Origin of the sequence: Acetobacter sp. AN02 (genome assembly GCF_029759835.1) — a bacterium.
Lineage (GTDB): Bacteria > Pseudomonadota > Alphaproteobacteria > Acetobacterales > Acetobacteraceae > Acetobacter.
In genome coordinates, this window is record NZ_JAJJND010000052.1 from 1 (window position 1) to 17,811 (window position 17,811).

General features: G+C 53.4%; 16 protein-coding genes and 1 pseudogene. 11 read left to right on the plus strand and 6 right to left on the minus strand.

Going from position 1 to position 17,811, the window contains the following annotated elements; all coding sequences use genetic code 11:
* Window positions 1-117: 117 nt before the first annotated feature.
* The 3 genes and pseudogenes from LOC54_RS07630 to LOC54_RS07640 form a co-directional block, all read right to left on the minus strand.
* A pseudogene (locus tag LOC54_RS07630) lies at window positions 118-1,311 on the minus strand (MFS transporter); the annotation flags it as partial.
* The gene (locus LOC54_RS07635) at window positions 1,308-1,436 is read right to left on the minus strand and encodes a hypothetical protein (protein WP_279313229.1); all 129 of its coding nucleotides are present in this window, start codon (window positions 1,434-1,436) and stop codon (window positions 1,308-1,310) included. The pseudogene LOC54_RS07630 and the gene LOC54_RS07635, both read right to left, overlap by 4 nt.
* Window positions 1,437-1,524: 88 nt before the next feature.
* A complete protein-coding gene (locus LOC54_RS07640) occupies window positions 1,525-2,499 on the minus strand; it encodes a D-glycerate dehydrogenase (protein ID WP_279313230.1) in 975 nt (324 codons plus the stop codon).
* A gap of 143 nt (window positions 2,500-2,642) precedes the next feature.
* On the opposite strand from LOC54_RS07640, the gene aat reads away from it, so the two are divergent.
* From aat to LOC54_RS07665, 5 genes are all read left to right on the plus strand, one after another.
* Window positions 2,643-3,338, plus strand: a complete 696-nt coding sequence (aat, locus tag LOC54_RS07645; protein ID WP_279313231.1) for a leucyl/phenylalanyl-tRNA--protein transferase — start codon at window positions 2,643-2,645, stop codon at window positions 3,336-3,338.
* 56 nt (window positions 3,339-3,394) lie between these two features.
* Window positions 3,395-4,135, plus strand: coding sequence for a hypothetical protein (locus LOC54_RS07650; protein ID WP_279313232.1), 741 nt, complete (start codon window positions 3,395-3,397; stop codon window positions 4,133-4,135).
* Window positions 4,132-4,719, plus strand: coding sequence for a hypothetical protein (locus LOC54_RS07655; RefSeq protein ID WP_279313233.1), 588 nt, complete (start codon window positions 4,132-4,134; stop codon window positions 4,717-4,719). Before LOC54_RS07650 ends, LOC54_RS07655 begins: the two co-directional genes overlap by 4 nt.
* A gap of 27 nt (window positions 4,720-4,746) precedes the next feature.
* Window positions 4,747-7,200 carry a TonB-dependent receptor gene (locus LOC54_RS07660; RefSeq protein ID WP_279313234.1) on the plus strand — a complete coding sequence of 818 codons (2,454 nt, stop codon included), beginning with the start codon at window positions 4,747-4,749 and terminating at the stop codon, window positions 7,198-7,200.
* A gap of 160 nt (window positions 7,201-7,360) precedes the next feature.
* Window positions 7,361-8,938 carry a Do family serine endopeptidase gene (locus LOC54_RS07665; protein WP_279313243.1) on the plus strand — a complete coding sequence of 526 codons (1,578 nt, stop codon included), beginning with the start codon at window positions 7,361-7,363 and terminating at the stop codon, window positions 8,936-8,938.
* 92 nt (window positions 8,939-9,030) lie between these two features.
* Here LOC54_RS07665 and LOC54_RS07670 read toward each other — a convergent pair whose 3' ends face one another.
* Window positions 9,031-11,067, minus strand: a complete 2,037-nt coding sequence (locus LOC54_RS07670) for a glycosyltransferase family 61 protein (RefSeq protein WP_279313235.1) — start codon at window positions 11,065-11,067, stop codon at window positions 9,031-9,033.
* A gap of 623 nt (window positions 11,068-11,690) precedes the next feature.
* Between LOC54_RS07670 and LOC54_RS07675 the strand changes: the two genes are divergently transcribed.
* The 4 genes from LOC54_RS07675 (at window position 11,691) to LOC54_RS07690 (ending at window position 13,840) form a co-directional block, all read left to right on the plus strand.
* Window positions 11,691-12,209 carry a helix-turn-helix domain-containing protein gene (locus LOC54_RS07675; RefSeq protein ID WP_279313236.1) on the plus strand — a complete coding sequence of 173 codons (519 nt, stop codon included), beginning with the start codon at window positions 11,691-11,693 and terminating at the stop codon, window positions 12,207-12,209.
* A 102-nt stretch (window positions 12,210-12,311) separates the two neighbouring features.
* Window positions 12,312-12,539, plus strand: coding sequence for an AbrB/MazE/SpoVT family DNA-binding domain-containing protein (locus LOC54_RS07680; RefSeq protein WP_279313237.1), 228 nt, complete (start codon window positions 12,312-12,314; stop codon window positions 12,537-12,539).
* Window positions 12,539-12,937, plus strand: coding sequence for a type II toxin-antitoxin system death-on-curing family toxin (locus tag LOC54_RS07685; protein ID WP_279313238.1), 399 nt, complete (start codon window positions 12,539-12,541; stop codon window positions 12,935-12,937). The genes LOC54_RS07680 and LOC54_RS07685 overlap by 1 nt, the downstream gene beginning before the upstream one ends.
* A gap of 387 nt (window positions 12,938-13,324) precedes the next feature.
* The gene (locus tag LOC54_RS07690; protein ID WP_279313239.1) at window positions 13,325-13,840 is read left to right on the plus strand and encodes a hypothetical protein; all 516 of its coding nucleotides are present in this window, start codon (window positions 13,325-13,327) and stop codon (window positions 13,838-13,840) included.
* Window positions 13,841-13,880: 40 nt separating this feature from the next.
* On the opposite strand, the gene LOC54_RS07695 is transcribed toward LOC54_RS07690, so the two are convergent.
* A complete protein-coding gene (locus LOC54_RS07695) occupies window positions 13,881-14,558 on the minus strand; it encodes a recombinase family protein (RefSeq protein WP_279313240.1) in 678 nt (225 codons plus the stop codon).
* Between the two features lie 146 nt (window positions 14,559-14,704).
* Window positions 14,705-15,142 carry a hypothetical protein gene (locus LOC54_RS07700; protein ID WP_279313241.1) on the minus strand — a complete coding sequence of 146 codons (438 nt, stop codon included), beginning with the start codon at window positions 15,140-15,142 and terminating at the stop codon, window positions 14,705-14,707.
* A gap of 1,978 nt (window positions 15,143-17,120) precedes the next feature.
* Here LOC54_RS07700 and LOC54_RS07705 point away from each other — a divergent pair.
* Window positions 17,121-17,378, plus strand: a complete 258-nt coding sequence (locus tag LOC54_RS07705) for a hypothetical protein (protein WP_279313242.1) — start codon at window positions 17,121-17,123, stop codon at window positions 17,376-17,378.
* A gap of 66 nt (window positions 17,379-17,444) precedes the next feature.
* A partial coding sequence (locus LOC54_RS07710) for an IS630 transposase-related protein (protein ID WP_408740320.1) occupies window positions 17,445-17,811 on the plus strand: 367 nt, incomplete at its 3' end.

Here is a 17,811-nt window from a genome sequence, read left to right on the forward strand (position 1 = left end):
CTGCAAAATATGGACTTCAGAACCAGATCGATTCATCATCAACCCAATCCACCAAATCCCGGGACTAAACACGTAGGTTTTGCTCAGGGATATCCGCACAATACGGGCCAGCCAGACAGTCGCACAGATCGCCAGGGTCAGCAGAACGATCGTAAAGCCGGAAACACCGGTCCACCCGGCATGGCTCCAGAACATGCCGCCTGCGGTTCCGGCGATGCTGGAACCACCATAGTAAAACAGGAGATACAGCGAAGCCGCATGTCCCCGGTTTTCTCCGGCCAGCTGCCCGACCCAGCTGCTGGCAACGGAATGAGCCGCAAAAAAGCCGATCGTAATCAGGATGATACCGATCGTGATCAGGACAAGAGACGGCTCCATTCCGAACACAATGCCTGTCATCATGAACACGATACCGGCTGAAAGAATACGCAGCCGGCCAAATCTGTCAGACAGATTACCGGCAAGCGAGGACGAGAAAATCCCGAACACGTAAGACAGGAAGAGCAGACCGATATGGGTCTGGTTCAGATTCCACGGCGGTCCGGTCAGGCGGTATCCGGTATAATTGAAGATGGTAACGAAAGTCCCCATCACCATGAATGCGATGATATACAGCGCACGCAGTCCGGATTTTGCCAGATGCGCGTTCCATGCCGATATATGCCAGCCGGCTCCCAGCCCCCGGCGGGGCAGAAAATTCCGGGAGGCGGGCAGCAGCCAGCGAAATCCCAGAGCGGCAAGAAGGGCCATGCCTCCCATAACGCCCAGCGCGGCCCGCCAGCCGAATTCCTCGCCCAGAATACCGGAGGCAATCCGTCCGAGCATTCCGCCCAGGGCCGTTCCGGAAACATACAGCCCCATCGCAAAACCCAGCTCGGAAGGCTCGATTTCCTCCGCCAGATAGGTCATCGCCACGGCCGGTGCACCGCCGAGAATAAATCCCTGTATCGTCCGCAGAACAAGCATCGACGACCAGTCCGGAATGAACGCCGTCAGGATGTTGAGAACAGCCGATCCCGTCAGGGCGCTGAACATGATGCTGCGCCGGCCATAGCTTTCTGACACGACAGCAGCACAGAGAATGGACAGGGCCATGGCCACGGTCGAGACGGACAGGCACAGGGAACTGCTGGCAGGGCTGATGTGGAACGCGGCAGAAAAGGACGGAAGCAGCGGCTGGACGCAGTAAAGCTGGGAGAATGTTGCAAAACCAGCCAGAAAAAGCGCGATGCAGACATTGCGATAATCGCGGCTCTTACGTGTGATCCGCGTCGCAGATACAGGACTTACAGTCGCGCTCATCTCACTCATTTGTTTTTAACACGCACACAGTCCCGCACGATCAGGAGTGACAGCACGGAAGCAATCAGCAGATGACCAGTTGCGATCACACGGGCAGGGAAGCCGTAGGCCGGGAAAATCCAGCCCGCGGTCATCACGATGATCATGCTGATAAAGCAGGCCCTGAGTGCGGTTTCCGTCAGAACCCGTCTCCGTCAGAAAGAGAGAGCGCTCCGGCCGGTCTCATGCCGTAACCGGCGTCAGCAGAGGCTTACCCTGAACAAAAGCCTCAACATTATCAAGCGCAAGCATCCCCATATCCGTGCGGGTCTCACGTGTCGCGCTCCCTATATGCGGCGTCGCAAACACATTGGGCAGGGAAATGAGACGAGGATCGGGGTCAGGCTCATTGCGGAAAACATCCAGCCCGGCTGCAGCAATCTGGCCTGACGTCAGCGCCTCGATCAGCGCGTCCTCATCAACCAGCCGCCCGCGGGCCGCATTCACGAAAACGGCTCCCCGCGGCAGAAGAGAAAGAGTTGCAGCGTTAATCAGACTGTCAGATTCAGGGCCGCCCGGCAGATGCAGCGTCAGGATATCGCACTGCGGAAGCATGTCTTCCAGGTTTTCAAACCAGGTGGCACCCTGCTCCTTCTGCGGATCAAGACGGCGGCGATTATTATAAAGCACGGTCATCCCGAACCCGCGCGCTCTGCGGGCCACAGCCTGTCCGATGCGACCCATGCCGACAATACCGAGCGTCTTGCCCGAAACACGAATGCCGAGCAGTTCGTCCATCCCGAGACCACGCTTCCAGCCATCCCGTATGATTTTCGTGTATTCCGTCATCCTGCGGGAGGCGGCAAGGATCAGCAGCATCGTCAGATCGGCATTACAGTCCGTCAGAACGTCGGGCGTGTTGCTGATAAGGATGCCGCGATCCGTAATGGCCTTTACATCAAGATGATCAAGACCGACGCTGACTGTCGCGATCAGCCCCACACTCTCCGGAATCAGGGCAGCATCATCCGCCCTGACCGGAGAGGAATTGGTCACGAGGACAGCCTGAGCCTTCGTCTCCGCAGCAAGACGGAAGACCTCCTCCGTGGAAAGCGGAGACGAGGGCGGAGGCGGGGCATCGAAAGAAGCGGTAATCCGTTTCTCTGCCTCTTCCGGCAGCCGGACGGTGCGGATGATGCGAGGGCGTGATACGGACATGGCAGCTGTCTCCCGTGTTTTACACGTTGTTATGTGCCCGGGGTACATCCCCGGTGGCGGTCGTGTTCGGAAAACCGAGACTAGCGGAACCGGAGGGGGCGAGGGAAGTTGCGGAAAAGGCATAAATCTGTGATCCCGGCGAAATGACAGATTCAGGTTCCGGCAGAGATCTGCCGCCTCTGACACCGGCACTTATGCTTTCGGCCTATGCGGCAGGGCTGTTTCCGATGGCCTCCCATGAAGATCCGGAGGAGCTGGACTGGTACGACCCCGATCCGCGCGGGGTCATCCCGCTCGACGATTTCCATCTCCCCAGGCGTCTGCGTCGTACGGTGCTGTCCGGACGTTTCCGGGTCACGGCCGATACCGCTTTTCGCGATGTCATGCTTGGCTGTGCCGCCCCGGCCCCCGGGCGGGAATCAACCTGGATCAATACGGAAATTATCCGCCTGTTCACCGAGCTGCACGAAAAGGGCTTCGGCCACAGTATCGAGGTCTGGAAAGACGATGAGCTTGCAGGCGGTCTCTATGGCGTGGCGCTCGGCGGGGCCTTCTTCGGAGAGAGCATGTTCAGCCGCACGACGGATGCGTCACGCACGGCGCTCGTCCACCTGACGGCACGACTGCGTCTGTGCGGCTTTATCCTGCTCGATACACAGTTTGGCACGGAGCATCTCTCGCGCTTCGGAGGCGTTGAGATTCCGCGAAGTCATTATAAGGCAATGCTGGAGAAAGCCGTAAATATGCCATGCTGCTGGCGTGATATGGAGGAGGAAGCCGATCTGATCCTTACGGAAATCAGGTCCATGCGCGCAGGAGACAGAGAAGCCGACGGTTGACTCGTGCCCCTGACCCGTGTCGGTTCCTTCCATCCCTTTCTGAAGCGGAGAAAAATGTGATCATCAACGGACGCCATCATCTGCTGCGGGTTTCAGCGGTCTGCCTCACCCTGGCAGGCGGCATGTCCGTCATCCCATCCGCATCGGCAGAAGGAGATCATCCGCCGCTGATGCCGGAAAAAGATGCCGTCATCACCTATCAGGTACAGTCTGAAGGCACTCCCGGTCCGCAGACCGCAAAACTCTGGTTCACCGCCCAGGGGGCGAAGCTGAGGATCGACAGCGGCGATGGCAAGGGATCGACAATCCTTGATCGCGCCACGGGCGATGTCACGCTGGTCATGAATCAGCAGCGCGTATGGCTGAGGCTGAGCGGAAGACAGGGCGTCCGCAATCCCTTCATGCTCGATCCTTCCATGTCCTTCACGCGTGGAAAGACCAGTTCCGAAGCCGGAATCCCCTGCACGGAATGGGCCATCCACTCCCCCAGAGGAGATGCCGAAGCCTGTATCACGTCAGATGGCCTGATCCTGCGTCAGAAGGGAGTCGACGGAGATGGCGCTAAAGGTGAACTGAAGGCCGAAAACGTCACCTATGGCACGCTGCCGGATTCAGATTTTCAGCCTCCCGCCGGCTATCAGGAGGTCAGGCCGCATCGTGCGCCGCCGGCCGGAGGAACCACAGCCCCGGTCATGCCAGCAGACCCGGCCATAACCGCTCCGGCCACCCCCGCACCGTCTCAGAGCACAACCGGTCAGACAGCCGGACCGCCAGCCACAACAGGAAGCGGACAATGATGAAATCACTGCGATTCCTTCTGCCGGTTCTCCCCGGTCTGTTTGCAGCACCCGCCGCCCTTGCGGATGATGCGCAGACAGCTCCGTTCGTCACGCCTTCCGTTGATTCAGAAGTGCTGTACGAAAGTCCGTCTCCCCAGGGCGGTGCCCCGGTGCGTCTGCGGACACGCTGGCAGGTGGCCGGTCTGCTGAAGCGGGACGATCCGGAAGGCTCCGCAGTCTACATGATCACCTCATGGAAAGCCCGGACCCTGACCGTGGTTGATACGCTGCACCACAGACGCAGCACCATGCCCGTTCCGGGAGGGGAGATCGTCCTCCCCGGACAGCCGGCAAAGGGAAATTTTATAAAACTCGGAACGCAGACCGTCGCCGGGGAAAGCTGCGACACCTGGCGCACCAGCGATCGTGACGGACACCAGAGCGACGTCTGCTACACCAGCGACGGCATCCTGCTCCGGGTGGACCAGAACGGGACCACTGTCGTCAGGGCCGTGCAGGTCACAAGGGCACCACAGCCGGACGCGATCTTCGCCATGCCCGAAGGCTTCAGGGACACGGCTCCGGCAGGCCGTTCAGGATAGACGATACTCCGGTTTCCTTGCTTCTGCATGGCAGGGAAACCCGCTATTCATGGCTCCGTCATGATGCGCATCAGAACAGGCCGGTTCAACGGTCGCCATATCATCCGGGACACCGTGTGGCTTCTGCTCCTGACCTTTGCAGGGGCAGAAGCCAGAGCGCAGCCTGTCACCCATAAACCCGCCTCCGATAAAAAGGAGACGGGAGCAGTCGCTCCCTCATCCGTGCAGTCTGAAACACATGAGCGGATCGAGGCCGTGGGTGAACGTACATCCGCCGGAGGCCTGATCCGGGCGGAAAAGGCCCCGAAATCCGTCAGCGTCGTCACGCATGATTTCATCGCGAAACAGGCCCCGGCCTCAAATCCGCTGATGCTGCTTCAGCTGATGCCCGGTGCCAATATCACCGCCGGAGACGCTTTCGGCGTTGCGGACAGATCCATGATCAACGTCCGGGGCATGAATCAGCAGGAAATAGGGTATGTCGTCGAAGGCATGCCGATTAATGATCCGGATGACTATTCCCCGAACTCTTCCATGTGGATTGATTCGGAGAATATCGAGAATCTGAGCCTGACTCAGGGAAGCACGGATATCAACTCACCGGTCACGAATGCTGCCGGTGGTCTGGTGGAACTGCGGATGCGCGATCCGAAAATGAAGCGGGGAGGGGAGCTGAACGTCAGCTACGGCAGCTACCAGACGAACCGGCAGTTCATCCGGTACGATACCGGGGAAATCGGACATTCAGGCTTCAGGATGTTCGCCTCCTATTCGAATCTGTCCGGAAAAACCTGGCGCGGTCCGGGGCGGAACAACCGGCGGCATATGGATTTCAAGGCCATTGAGGCCTGGGGAGACAGCTTCATCTCCGTCGCCGGAACCTATCACAACGCCAATACAGCCTATTACCCGTCCTACGACAGCGTGGCGCAGTGGAACGCACTGAAATTTAGTAACAACCTCATGGCGACATACGACGTGAACGACGCATCCTATGGCGGGATGAACAGTTATTATAAATTCTACACCAATACTTCAGTCAACATGCGCATCAGCGCGCCGATGCATTTTGCCCTGATGCGTCATCTGTCCCTCGACGTCACGCCCTATGTCTATCACGACAGCGGAGCCTATCCCTTCGGTGCAGGCAGTCTGCAGAACGGGTCCGGAGGCTATGGCGGGCTGATCAATATCGCGAACTCGAACTGGAACGGACAGTTCAGCTCCGGCGCACCGGTCAATATCGGGAACGGCGCGGTTTATCAGACGCCGGAAGGCCCTGCGATCAATGCAATGTATGACTGGGTCGGCGTTGTCGGCACGTCAGGAATAAATTCCTCCCTGAAATACAAAATCAGCAATCACCAGATCACCTTCGGATGGTGGTTCGGATATACCGATACCAATGCCATCCAGCCGTTCTCCGCCCTGACGGCAGACGGACAGGCGGCCAGCTTTCAAGGGCGCTATAACCTGAAACTGACGGATGGAACGCTGCTGAGCGAGCAGTCCTACCACACCATCACGCAGACAAATATGCTGTATATCAGCGACACTGCATCCTTCCTGAATAATCATCTCCATGTATCCGCAGGATTCAAGGAGGCAATGATATCGAGAAACGGCACGTTCGATCAGCCGGTACCCGGATATTACAATGTGAATTTCAACACATCCGAACCGCTTCCACGCTTCTCGATAGATTACTCAACCGGTCATTTCATGTTCTTCGGTAATGTGAATACGAATTTCCGTATCCCTGTCGGATCGGCCATGTATAACTACTATAACAATCCGTGGTCCGGAGATCAGAATTCCGCAGGAAATACGAAACTGAAGAACGAATACAGTATTTCAGAGGAAGTCGGGGCACGCTGGCACCCGTCATGGGGCATGATGTCCGTCACGCTCTTCAACTACAATTTCACCAATCACCAGATCAACGCCTATAACGGCGCCAATCCGATGCCAGTGATGATGAATGTGGGCGGCATGACCTCACGCGGTGTCGATGCGGAGGCAGGCCTGAAGCCCTGGCATCACATCTCGCCCTACACTTCCGCCGAATATCTCTATGTCACGACCGATAACAACATCCCGGCCGGCGGCGGCGTCTATTATCAGACCAGAGGAAAGAACGCGCCATCCGCGCCGCGATGGCAGGCCGCGCTCGGCCTTCAGTATGATGACGGCACCGTATTCGGCAGCATCTCCATGAAATACGTGGATAAACAATATACGACATACATGAATGACGAACGCATACCCGGGTATAAGCGCGTGGATATGATGCTCGGCCTGCGTGCACGGGATATCGGATTTCTCAAAGCCCCGTCCGTGCGGATGAATATCGTCAATCTGACAGACCGCCATTATCTCGCCGGGGTCTATTCCCCGGGCATGACCGCCGGAGACGGCAGCGCTCAGCTCCTTGCCGCGCCCGGATTCACCTGCATGGCAACATTCGGAGCAGGTTTCTGAAGACAAAATCACAGAAGGCTGAAAAATAACAAAGGTTTCATGCCCTTGCAGGATGCACGTCAGGGGAGAGTGGCCATATTATGTGATGGAGGGTAGCCTTGCAGCCCGCCGCTCCCGCAAGGGAGCCACACTGTCTGAATGGAACCAGCCGGAAGTGATGATGTCAGATCATAGACCTGTAAACCGCAGCCCCCGCGTCCGGGGTGGCTTTCCTTCGCGTTTCCTGTCCCGGCGTCTGTGGGCGGTGCTCGGAGCAGGGACGATACTGGGAACGGCACTTCTGCCCGCCACATCTGCATATGCAGACACACCGGCAGCAATTCAGCCGCACGCACCGACGCAGACGATCCCGGATTTCGTCAATCTGGTGAAGCAGGTGAAGCCAGCCGTCGTCTCCATCACCTCCATCATCCGGGCCGACACGGCGGAAAATGAAGAGGGAGAGCAGGGCGGCGGCATGCCGATGTCCCCGTTCCCGTTTCCTTTCCCTTTCCAGATGATGCCGCAGCATCAGAAACAGACGGTTGAGGCGCGCGGATCGGGCTTCATCATCTCAGCTGACGGCTATCTCGTGACCAATAACCACGTGGTCAAAGGGGCCACCAAAGTCACGGCCACCCTGGATGACGGCTCCACTTTCCCGGCAAAGGTGATCGGCCGCGACCCGAAAACCGATCTGGCCCTTCTGAAGCTGACCTCTCCGCGCCCGTTCCCCTACATCGATCTGGGCGAGTCAGATAACGTACAGCCCGGCGAATGGGTCGTCGCGGTCGGTAATCCGTACGGACTGGGAGGAACGGTCACGGCCGGTATCATCTCAGCACTCGGTCGCGATATCGGAGACGGCCCCTACAACAGCTTTTTCCAGGTTGATGCCCCGATCAATCGCGGCAACTCCGGCGGCCCGCTGTTCACACAGGATGGCAAGGTCATCGGCGTCAATACCGCGATCTACTCTCCCTCCGGCGGATCAATCGGAATCGGCTTTGCAATCCCGTCCGACACGGTCAAGGACGTCGTGGATCAGCTTCGCAAGACCGGTCACGTGGTCCGTGGCTATCTCGGTGTAGAGGCGCAGCAGATCTCCCCGACCATGGCCAGCGCCCTTGGTATCAAGCCGTCTTCCCCCGGTGCACCGCCCAAAGGCGCGCTTGTCGCAAACGTCAGTTCCGGCAGCCCGGCTGAGAAAGGCGGACTGAAATCCGGAGACGTGATCCTTTCACTCAACGGACACTCTGTCGATAACCCGCACTCTCTCGCAATCCGGGTGGCAGCCATCGCACCGGGAAGCCAGGCTACGCTGGCCATCATGCGTAACGGGGCATCCCAGACCATCACGGTCCATATCGTCAGCCAGTCTTCCGCCGGAACAACCGGAAGCGCATCAGTCGGACAGCATGGTGAAAAACTGGGCGTCGCCCTGGCACCTCTGTCCGCCCAGATCAGACAGGAACTCGGGATCGGTCGCGATGTGCATGGTGTCGTGATCCACGATATCGCTCCTGGCTCTCCGGCAGAGCAGGCTGGTCTTCATGCAGGAGACATCATCCAAGCCGTCGGAAATCAGGCGGTCGATACACCGCAGGCAACAATCACAGCCGTACAGGCATCCCTGAAAGCACGTCAGGCCGTTCTACTGAGAATCCTGCGTGACGGACAGGCGCTCTTCGTCGGTGTTTCGCTGGATGGTGCCTCCGCTGCCCCATCAGATTCACCGGATGACGACGACAATAACTGAAGATTTCCACATACAATCAGAAAAGCCGGCTCCTTTGAAGGAGCCGGCTTTTTATACCTGAATACAGAAAAAGTATCTGAAGGGAATAAATCTCAGATCATGGCCGAAACGGCACGGACCACACGATCAACATCAACATACCAGCTGTTATTATCTCCATCCTCAAAGAACAGCATCGATTTATAGTCCACACCTGCAAGCTGAGCCAGACGCATGGGCCCGACATTAAGATAGCTGCCCTGAATCAGCTCCAGCAGAACAGCACCTTCCTGAGCGAAGAGCATATTCGAGACACCGGCACCATGACCAGCCACGACCAGCCGGGCTTCACGGAAAATCTCTACCTGCTCCATTAAAGGCTTACCCGTGGCGACGAAAATCTCAAATCCAAGATTTTTCATCTGCTCAATCAAAGCCTCTTCATTAAGAATAGGCCGGGCTTTCGTGTCCTGACGCGATATATATATCAGCCGGTGAGGGAGCTCCACATCTGTCAGATCAAATTTCTCAAGCAGAGTTCTCTGGAAAGGTACACGTTCCGCCACCAGAGAAGGCTGAGCAGTCGACCGCCCTACGATCTGACTGCAGTAAAGCAGTTTGTCACATGTAACGTATTCATTGCGATCTAATTCAATAATCTCGACATCAGGGACTTCATGAAACAGAGTATAAATATACTCTCTCATAAATTTATTCATTTTTCCGGTGATAATCGAGACCTTCTCGTCACTGCTCCGGCGGAACACATCAAGACAAAGACAGGCAGCATTCATTGCTTCAGCAAGAAAGTGATAATAATTGTCATAAAGGTGATTAAAGCCGACAATCGACACGCCGGAAATATGTCTGGCTGGATGAGGCTTCCGCATACCCTCCCACACAGGCTGGTGCAGAGATGTATAAAGGTATGGGATCAGATATTCAGAACCGGCCACCGGTGTCTTGCCGGAAAAGATAAAGCCTGAACCACCGATCAGACAGTCAGGCATTTCACTGACCGTAACATTCAGCCACTCTGGCGCACACAGCCTGTGCCAGTTCTGCAGAATATTCTGCCGCTGAGGGTCATCGTAGACACCCGGCTCATCAATAGTTTCAGCGGGGCGGATTTCTCTGCTGCCCAGAACCTCAGACCGGTCTTCAGGAGTTCTGTAAAGTTCAGTTCCGATATCTGCGGACGTGAGAAAACCGGAAAACAGATATTTCCCCGCTTTCGCATGAGGCTGCAACGTCTTTGATTCAATCAGCTCAAGATCAGCATCGGGAGAAAATACCGGGGCATTAAAGCCCCTGAGCACAAAGGCCGACATCTCGAAAACAGGCACATCAAGCGCATGATTGGGCCGTGCAATAAGCTCACCCATATCGATATTATGGGACCAGTTTTCGGGCACAATCCACGATGCCCTGATGTCATAGGTCTGACCCATCGCATAATGATCAACACGATACGTCCCGAAATCCACACAGACCTCAGTAAAAAACCGCATGGTCAGATCAGACATCAGACGATTTTCAGCATAATTCTCATGAAAACTTTTATACCCGAGAGTTTTTATATAATCCCGCGAATATACACTCGGCTCCACCAGCATAACAATAGAAAACACAGAACAAAGTTTTTTAAGAATTTCAGCCGCTTCCTGTGTATTCTCCAGATGCGTCAACGTTAAAGCACTGAGGAAAATACGGGAATCCTTATGCTCCAGAGCCTCATCAATACTATTGACCTCTACAACGTCATAATTCTCAAGAAGCTTATGAAGATTTTCCCGGATGGTATACGCAGTCTTAAGAAGAAGAATTTTCTCTCTCTTTGAGTCGGGATCAAGCAGAGAAGCCATTTTTATGTAACCTTTATTTTTATTAAAAAATACTATCCTATTTAAATCAGAATATGTAGTATCTTCTGATTCCCACATGATGACGCCATCTTCATTCATTATTACAATTTTATTATCCAGAATATTCCAAAAACTCTCTTCGGCAACGCATGCCTTATCTATTTTTCCGGCAACGCCAAACGTAAGAAGCTTAGAGGATGCATCTTTCACATCATCGGCCAGAGAAAAGCTTTTCCCTTTCAGCTTTCCGTACAAATTTCCCACGCTCGCAGAATTTTTTTTCATTAACAGGGCCGCCGCTCAGAGATGATTTTCTGATTAAAAAACACACACACACACGATCATTAGTAACAGACTAGATGATATAGACCGATATGTGAAGGGAGGGCGATGATAAGAAATATATCTGCAACAGCACGTAAAGGCAGATACGAGGGGAAATGGAAAAATACAAAAAATAGAAATAAACAATATAAATTTTAATTATTATTTACACGCATAAATTAAAGAAATCAGAAACAGGCTGGCTGTTCGCACGATCAAGAGGAAAATTTTCCTAAAAAATTTGTACCCGGGTAGGGCATACACATGGATTTCTTCTCTTGGAAGAATACCGATATTATGAATATCCGGAGAATAAAACGAAAACCAAGGGTTTTCACCCGGAGCAGATGGTGGGCGCAACAGGGATTGAACCTGTGACCCCTACCATGTCAAAACCGGCTGACCCCAACGAAATCAGAGACTTACAGAGTCAAACACGTTCAAAAACGGCACGCACGATCAAGGAAAAATCGTGCAATGCGTGCGAGCAGCGTACTAGAAACTGACTCTGTTGTCACGGATCTCCGGACCTTTCAGGCAAGTTTTTTTCACAGTGTTCTGGTTTCGACCGGGAGTGCGGAGCGATGAGTCGCCATGCTTCCGTCAAGACGGCTTTCCGTAAGCAGGTTCTGAGTCTCTATTTTGAGCACAAGCTGAAGCCATCCGAAAAGTCAGTGCTCATGACGCTCGCCACCTTCCTGGGGGCGGATGGGCTCTATCCGAGTCACGATGCAATCGCTCGGGCTTGCCGGTATTCCGTGCGAACGGTCATCCGGGCGCTTGAAAGGGGCTATGAACTGGGACTGATCGAGCGAACTCACCGGCGTAAGCGGGTTGATGGGCGATGGGTAAGAACCAGCAATACTTACAGGCTGCTTATCAAGGCCGCTGATCAGGTTCGCGCGGCTGGAAAACATATGGCCCGCGCCATTTTCCGTGGTGTGAGGGTTCTAAGTGACATGATGGCGCAGAAGGCGTCTATAGATATACATATTCAAGAGAAACGACTGCTTTCAGGGCGTCGATATCCGGAACCGCACGGTCCAAGCCAGTTTTCACCCAGCGAGTGGGTGGAAATCATCAAAAGTTGGGAAACCACCTGACCCGCAATTATGTCTGAGCAGCACTGCTAAAGGGCTTTTGGGGCTTGTCACCTTTGATGTGGCCCTGTTACGTATTACGGAACGTAATACGGAGTTAAACCCATGGAAACCGTCGTCGTTCGCAAACAGGGTAACTCTGTTGGTGTTATCCTTCCGGCGGAAACACGTATCCGTCTTGGTCTGGAAGTCGGGCAGGAACTCACGCTGGTCGAAATGGCCGATGGCATCAAGCTCGTGAAGCGCAATCTCAAACTTGAGCGTCAGATGCAGATGGCGCGTGAGACACTGCGCGAGCAGGCTGACGTTCTGCAGGAACTGGCTAAGCGCTGATGGACGATATGCCTGAGTTTCTGGAGCCTGATGTAGTGCTATTCATGCATGATCAGGCTCTGAGGGAATACGGCGGAACCCACGGCCTCAAAAGCGAAGATCTGCTGCATAGCGCGTTGGGCCGCGCAGAAAACCGCTGGCACTATGCCGAAGCGCCCCGACCGGATGCCGCGACTCTGGCGACTGCCTACGCTTATGGCATTGCGCGTAATCATCCCTTTAATGATGCCAACAAGCGGACAGCCTGGAGTTGCTGCGTCCTTTTCCTTCGGCTGAATGGAACTCGTGTGCAGGTCAGTGCCCCGGACGCCGTCGAGGCCATGGTGGCTCTTGCGGCTGGCGCAATAGACGAAGACGCGTTCGCGGCGTGGCTTCGGCAGCACTTCTTGAATGAATGATATTACTCAGGCAGCGCTTTCTTGATTGAGCTGAATAATATCCCGATACTATTTGGGTCAACCAGCAAAAGTAATTCATTCAATATAGACCAGAACCCAAAAATATATTAAAATGGAAATATACACTAATTATACATATTCCGCTGATTGGAACTGTATTCAAACCTTTAATAGATAAAATACAAAAAAACTTTTCCTAAAAACTCTTTTATGGTCTCAGTCGCGTTATAATTATTGGAAATCCATGGGAAGATCATGGATGAAAATAGAGAATATAGTTGATTATGACTTCAGTATTGAGAATCAGCACTATTCACAAGACACTTCGCCATCTAATAAAATTATATTCAAAAAAACAAATCCTTTGCAGCAGATTATTTTTGTTTTTTGATAGAAGCTCAGTATGGAAAAATTAAGTTTCAAGAACACCTTGAAATAAAAAATGCTGATGATTCAATATATTATTTTTCCCTTCCTAATGTTCCTTTGATGTGGATAAATTTTCACGAGGATGGTTACATTACACAAACATTGAATGATCTTAGAGTAATAGTTGTAGAAGCAAAATATAATAACCAGGTAGTTGCAAAAAATATAGAAGGTCCAACTCATCATCCAACAGGCTTTGATCTACTTAATGACAAGTGGGTAGAAAAATGGGGAAAATGGTGTAATCTACGCGCGATTGATGAGTGCAAACATGAAATAAAAATTATACTCAAATACAACCTCATAAGTAAATATGAAAAATGGCACGAAAATTCAAGAATGGCAAACAACAATATTAGAATTGTTAAGCTTTATCTTGGAATTACGGCTTTCCACTTCCTGAAATATATGCCTACACCAATATTTTGGGTTTCTTTTTGGTTGGGAAAAAGAGATATTTGGGAGAGAAAATAATATGGAATTTTCGAAATGTTTACCAATTTAAAAATTAATTTTAGATATTTTTATTTTCTGCGCGGCTCGCGTGATTTAACCAAACCTTTTTGACATGACTTGCACTACATCCCACTAGGCGGGCCGTTTCTAAAATACTGGTGCCGCCTATTCGGAGTGCCACGATCCGTTCATGAACTTTAAGGTTGGGCTTTCGTCCTCTGTATCTTCCGGATGCCTTTGCCTGTTCGATACCTTGTTTTTGACGCTCGCGCCGGTCTTCATAGTCTTCCCGTGCCATTTGCAGGGAAAGACGCAAAAGCATTTCCTGCATGGATTCCAAGACCACACGCGTTACACCTGTAGCGTCTGCAAGAATCTCGGACAAATCTACCAAACCAGGAACAGCAAGCTTCGCTCCACGCTGCCGGATTGTCTGAACCAATCTATCTGCTTCACCCAGTGGCAAGCGACTGATCCGGTCCATTTTTTCGGCAATCACCAACTCTCCCGGCTGGAGATCTGCGATCATCCGCGTCAGTTCTGGGCGGTCGGAGCGTGCGCCCGATGCCTTTTCTCTGTACACTGCTGCCACATAACATCCCGCCGCACGGGCGTCTTCAATTATTCGCTCCTGTCTTCGTAAATCCTGTTCATCAGTGCTGACGCGGAGATAGATACGGGCAATTTTGGGATGAATGACTTCGCCTCTCTGTTCGTGGATATTTGCCTGGTTCATTAGGGTATACTCAATTGCGCCACGTGAGATTATATGGCTCTTTAATGAAAACCCCATTCCATAAAAGCTACCCTCTACAGACGGACTCAAACAAGCCTACGGTTATGGAATCCGGTGTCAACTTTCTTCTCTTCTCGTGCCCTTACTTACTGGCTGGAAAGTGATGTAACCGCAGGTGGTAACGCCTTCCTCATCCTGTTCGCTTCCTGATGTAATCGTTTTATGATAGGCGTCTTTCTAGATACCCATCGAATTTCTTCGTCTGGTCGCACTTCATGGGTCAAGGCTTGCATGCAGTCGGTGAAGACGATCTTCCGTGCCGGCAAGCGCCTGTCGCGCCTGACGTGCCGTATGGCACAGTTTACAGCCCAGAGTTCTGGATGAGCCGGGCCAGTCAAAATCCGTGTGACTTGGCCGATGGTCGATATTTTCGACTCCCCATCACGGAAATGGGCGATAATTCCCGCATAAGAGGCGCGGTCATGATCTGCTGAGGCGTCCACGGCGATTAAGGTTGCCAGCGGATCAAACAACTCCTGAAACTCGATCCCCCACTCCAAGGCAAGGTGGTAAGCATGGTCCATCTTTTACATCCTAACTGGAGAGGGAGAAGCAAGTTAATGCTTCTCCCTCGGACCTGTTGACCGGTCAGCCGTTCCCAACGGGACAACCGAAGGACTACCCGTGCAACGCGCAGGCCCCAGGAAAGGGGCGTCCTCTTTTACCGCAGGTTTTGCCGGTTACCCGGCGTACAGAACTCGACATCCTCATAAGATCATCTCCTTATTGCTGCATGTGCATTGATTGCTGATTGTTGGAAAACTGACAGTTTTGAGGGGAATGCGACCAACATTCCCTTTTCCCCCGGTCGATCGTGGTACCACCCACAAGGACCAGGAACATCGTCACCGGGTGCTGCCAGGCACCCTCTGTATTGCTTCTCTGTCGCATGGACCTTTCGAGACTTTGACAGGACGAGGAACCACTCTCGAAATCCCTGCCTCTCCCCAACGCTTCGGATAAACCGCGAAGGGGATTTTCACTCTACTAAGCCCGCTCCCGGTCATAGGCTGTCGCTCAGGAACCACCCCGAGCAGCCCTTAGACCTTCCCGCGTTATTCAGACGGATTTTAACGAGCAGTACGCGAGCATCTCACCATGATTGCTAGGCTCTTGGAGCCTTTCGACCGTGCCAGGGCACAGCCAATTTGGGGGGACCGAACATCCAAAGCGTCTCCCTTACTCGCACCATGATTTCCAATTTTACCCACCGGAACACTGTAGGCCCCGGCACTCGCACTTTCTCTCCGCGCAGCGTCCTACTGAACGCCGTTACAGGCTTGAGCTATCCGACGATCCAGGCGGCTTGCGCCGCCTGGTACCGCCTCGTCTAGGTTTCCCCTCTGAGGCCCATGACGGTTTCCCGCCATGCCGTCGCCCACCTGCGCGGCACACGTTCGACAATCCCTTGCCGCCCGTGGAACGGACTGGATACCGTTTCTCCCATCTGACAGGCTCACCCCTTGCCGAAACCGGTAGGGGTGGCCGTGTCCGCGTCGCCCATCTTCATCTTGAAATGTCAAAGATCGGATTGGATCGAACGGGGGAGTTTCACCCCCAAGCGCCCGTTGCAACCGGACGAGCCCGATTAAAGGCATCCGGCTACAGCAACAGATCGGGCGGGGCTGGTTAGGCCGCACCCTGCTTGCCGATGGTTAGACGGCAGGCGTGCCCCGACTGGGGCGGCAATACGAAGTGACGTGCTGAGGTGGTGGTTTGCAGCTTGGCCCTCTCCTTTCATGGGGCCGGATTGGTGGGGTGCTGTTGGCGCAGCACCGGAAGGATGGCGAGGGTCGGTCCTGATGCTTGGCGGGCATCGAAGATCGACCACGAGGGATACGATTTCGACGACCAGAAACAGGAACCGGAACGCCGGTTCTTTCGGTGTGCCAGCGACCGGCACGCATTACGGCTTTCCATGTGAGGATCGGGTGTCGGCATCCAGCCGCCCCGCGTATGTCAATCAACGCGCATGCAGGACGTGGAGGCCCTGCCAGGGCAGGATGCCTCACCCAGATTCCACCCATCAAGTAATTTTTTATAGGATGTTCAAGTTATGAAGTATCCGAACGGCCTGCCGTTCGGATTCCGCTTATTTTATATGAAGTATACACCCCACCTCGCGAGAGGTGGGTTTTCTTGTTAAATATAATTGTAAATCAACAAGTTATATAAAAATCGACCATTTTTGACCCAAAACGACCATTTTCGAACGTTTTCGATCTTTTGCGAACGTATTTGAACGAAAATGAACGTTTCTGAACGCCTGTCGCGTCCTGATCGCGCACTCACGTCGGGGTGTTGCGCGAATCAAGTATAGGATTGTTAATGTATCGAGATACATTAAGGGGTGGGGTCAAAACCCTTCATCTGTATTTTGACACTACCTTATTTTTTAATTTCTGTGTTACGGTTAATGGGCGTATTTCTCAAACTTGAAGTGTATTTAAGTGAGTATTTTATTGCCGCTTAAATATGCCGGTTGAACACAGAAAACGCGCCATGAATATGACTGAGGATATGCGCGGGAGTGCAAAAAATATGACCGTAAATATGTTCAAAGGTGCTTTGGCAGTCACGATTTTTGCGCTGTGCAGCATATCCGTTGATGCAAAAGCGCAGGTCATAGTGACCGATCCAAAGACCGAAGTTAGTACCGACCTAGGATATCTTGAAGCTGCCAAGTCCTATCTGCAACAAGGGCAACAGTACTACATGCAGGGAGAGCAGTATTACGAACAGCTAGAGCGGTTCCACTGAATTCTGAATCGAGAGGTGACACTGAAGGGGGAATGTGATTCACCGTTTTCCTTGATGGAGACGGTGATGGCGCGAGCATTGAGTGATGATCTTCGGGAGCGAGTTCTGGAGGCTGGATTTTCGGGAGCATCGGCCCGCTCGATTGCGGCGCGGTTCGGTGTTGGGATTTCGACGGCGATCCGCTGGTTGCGTCGGGAACGTGAGAGCGGCGAGCGGACGCCACGTCGCCAGGGCAAACCGCGCGGATCACGGCTGGACGCGCATGAAGCGTTCATTGCCGGCATGATCGAAGTGCAGAAAGACATCACGCTCCACGAAATGATGGCGCGTCTGGAAAGTGAACGGGCCGTCGGGACTGGTCGCAGCATGCTCAGTCGCTGGCTGCGGCAACACGGATGGACATTCAAAAAAAGACCGCTCATGCACTGGAGCA

Excerpts from the sequence above, each read along its gene's own strand:
- LOC54_RS07700 (WP_279313241.1), bottom strand. The coding sequence starts at position 15,142 with ATGGACCATGCTTACCACCTTGCCTTGGAGTGGGGGATCGAGTTTCAG.
- LOC54_RS07675 (WP_279313236.1), top strand. The coding sequence starts at position 11,691 with ATGAGTCGCCATGCTTCCGTCAAGACGGCTTTCCGTAAGCAGGTTCTG.
- aat (WP_279313231.1), top strand. The coding sequence starts at position 2,643 with ATGACAGATTCAGGTTCCGGCAGAGATCTGCCGCCTCTGACACCGGCA.
- LOC54_RS07655 (WP_279313233.1), top strand. The coding sequence starts at position 4,132 with ATGATGAAATCACTGCGATTCCTTCTGCCGGTTCTCCCCGGTCTGTTT.
- LOC54_RS07635 (WP_279313229.1), bottom strand. The coding sequence starts at position 1,436 with ATGACCGCGGGCTGGATTTTCCCGGCCTACGGCTTCCCTGCCCGTGTG.
- LOC54_RS07660 (WP_279313234.1), top strand. The coding sequence starts at position 4,747 with ATGGCAGGGAAACCCGCTATTCATGGCTCCGTCATGATGCGCATCAGA.
- LOC54_RS07640 (WP_279313230.1), bottom strand. The coding sequence starts at position 2,499 with ATGTCCGTATCACGCCCTCGCATCATCCGCACCGTCCGGCTGCCGGAA.
- LOC54_RS07665 (WP_279313243.1), top strand. The coding sequence starts at position 7,361 with ATGTCAGATCATAGACCTGTAAACCGCAGCCCCCGCGTCCGGGGTGGC.
- LOC54_RS07685 (WP_279313238.1), top strand. The coding sequence starts at position 12,539 with ATGGACGATATGCCTGAGTTTCTGGAGCCTGATGTAGTGCTATTCATG.
- LOC54_RS07670 (WP_279313235.1), bottom strand. The coding sequence starts at position 11,067 with ATGAAAAAAAATTCTGCGAGCGTGGGAAATTTGTACGGAAAGCTGAAA.
- LOC54_RS07695 (WP_279313240.1), bottom strand. The coding sequence starts at position 14,558 with ATGAACCAGGCAAATATCCACGAACAGAGAGGCGAAGTCATTCATCCC.
- LOC54_RS07705 (WP_279313242.1), top strand. The coding sequence starts at position 17,121 with ATGAATATGACTGAGGATATGCGCGGGAGTGCAAAAAATATGACCGTA.
- LOC54_RS07680 (WP_279313237.1), top strand. The coding sequence starts at position 12,312 with ATGGAAACCGTCGTCGTTCGCAAACAGGGTAACTCTGTTGGTGTTATC.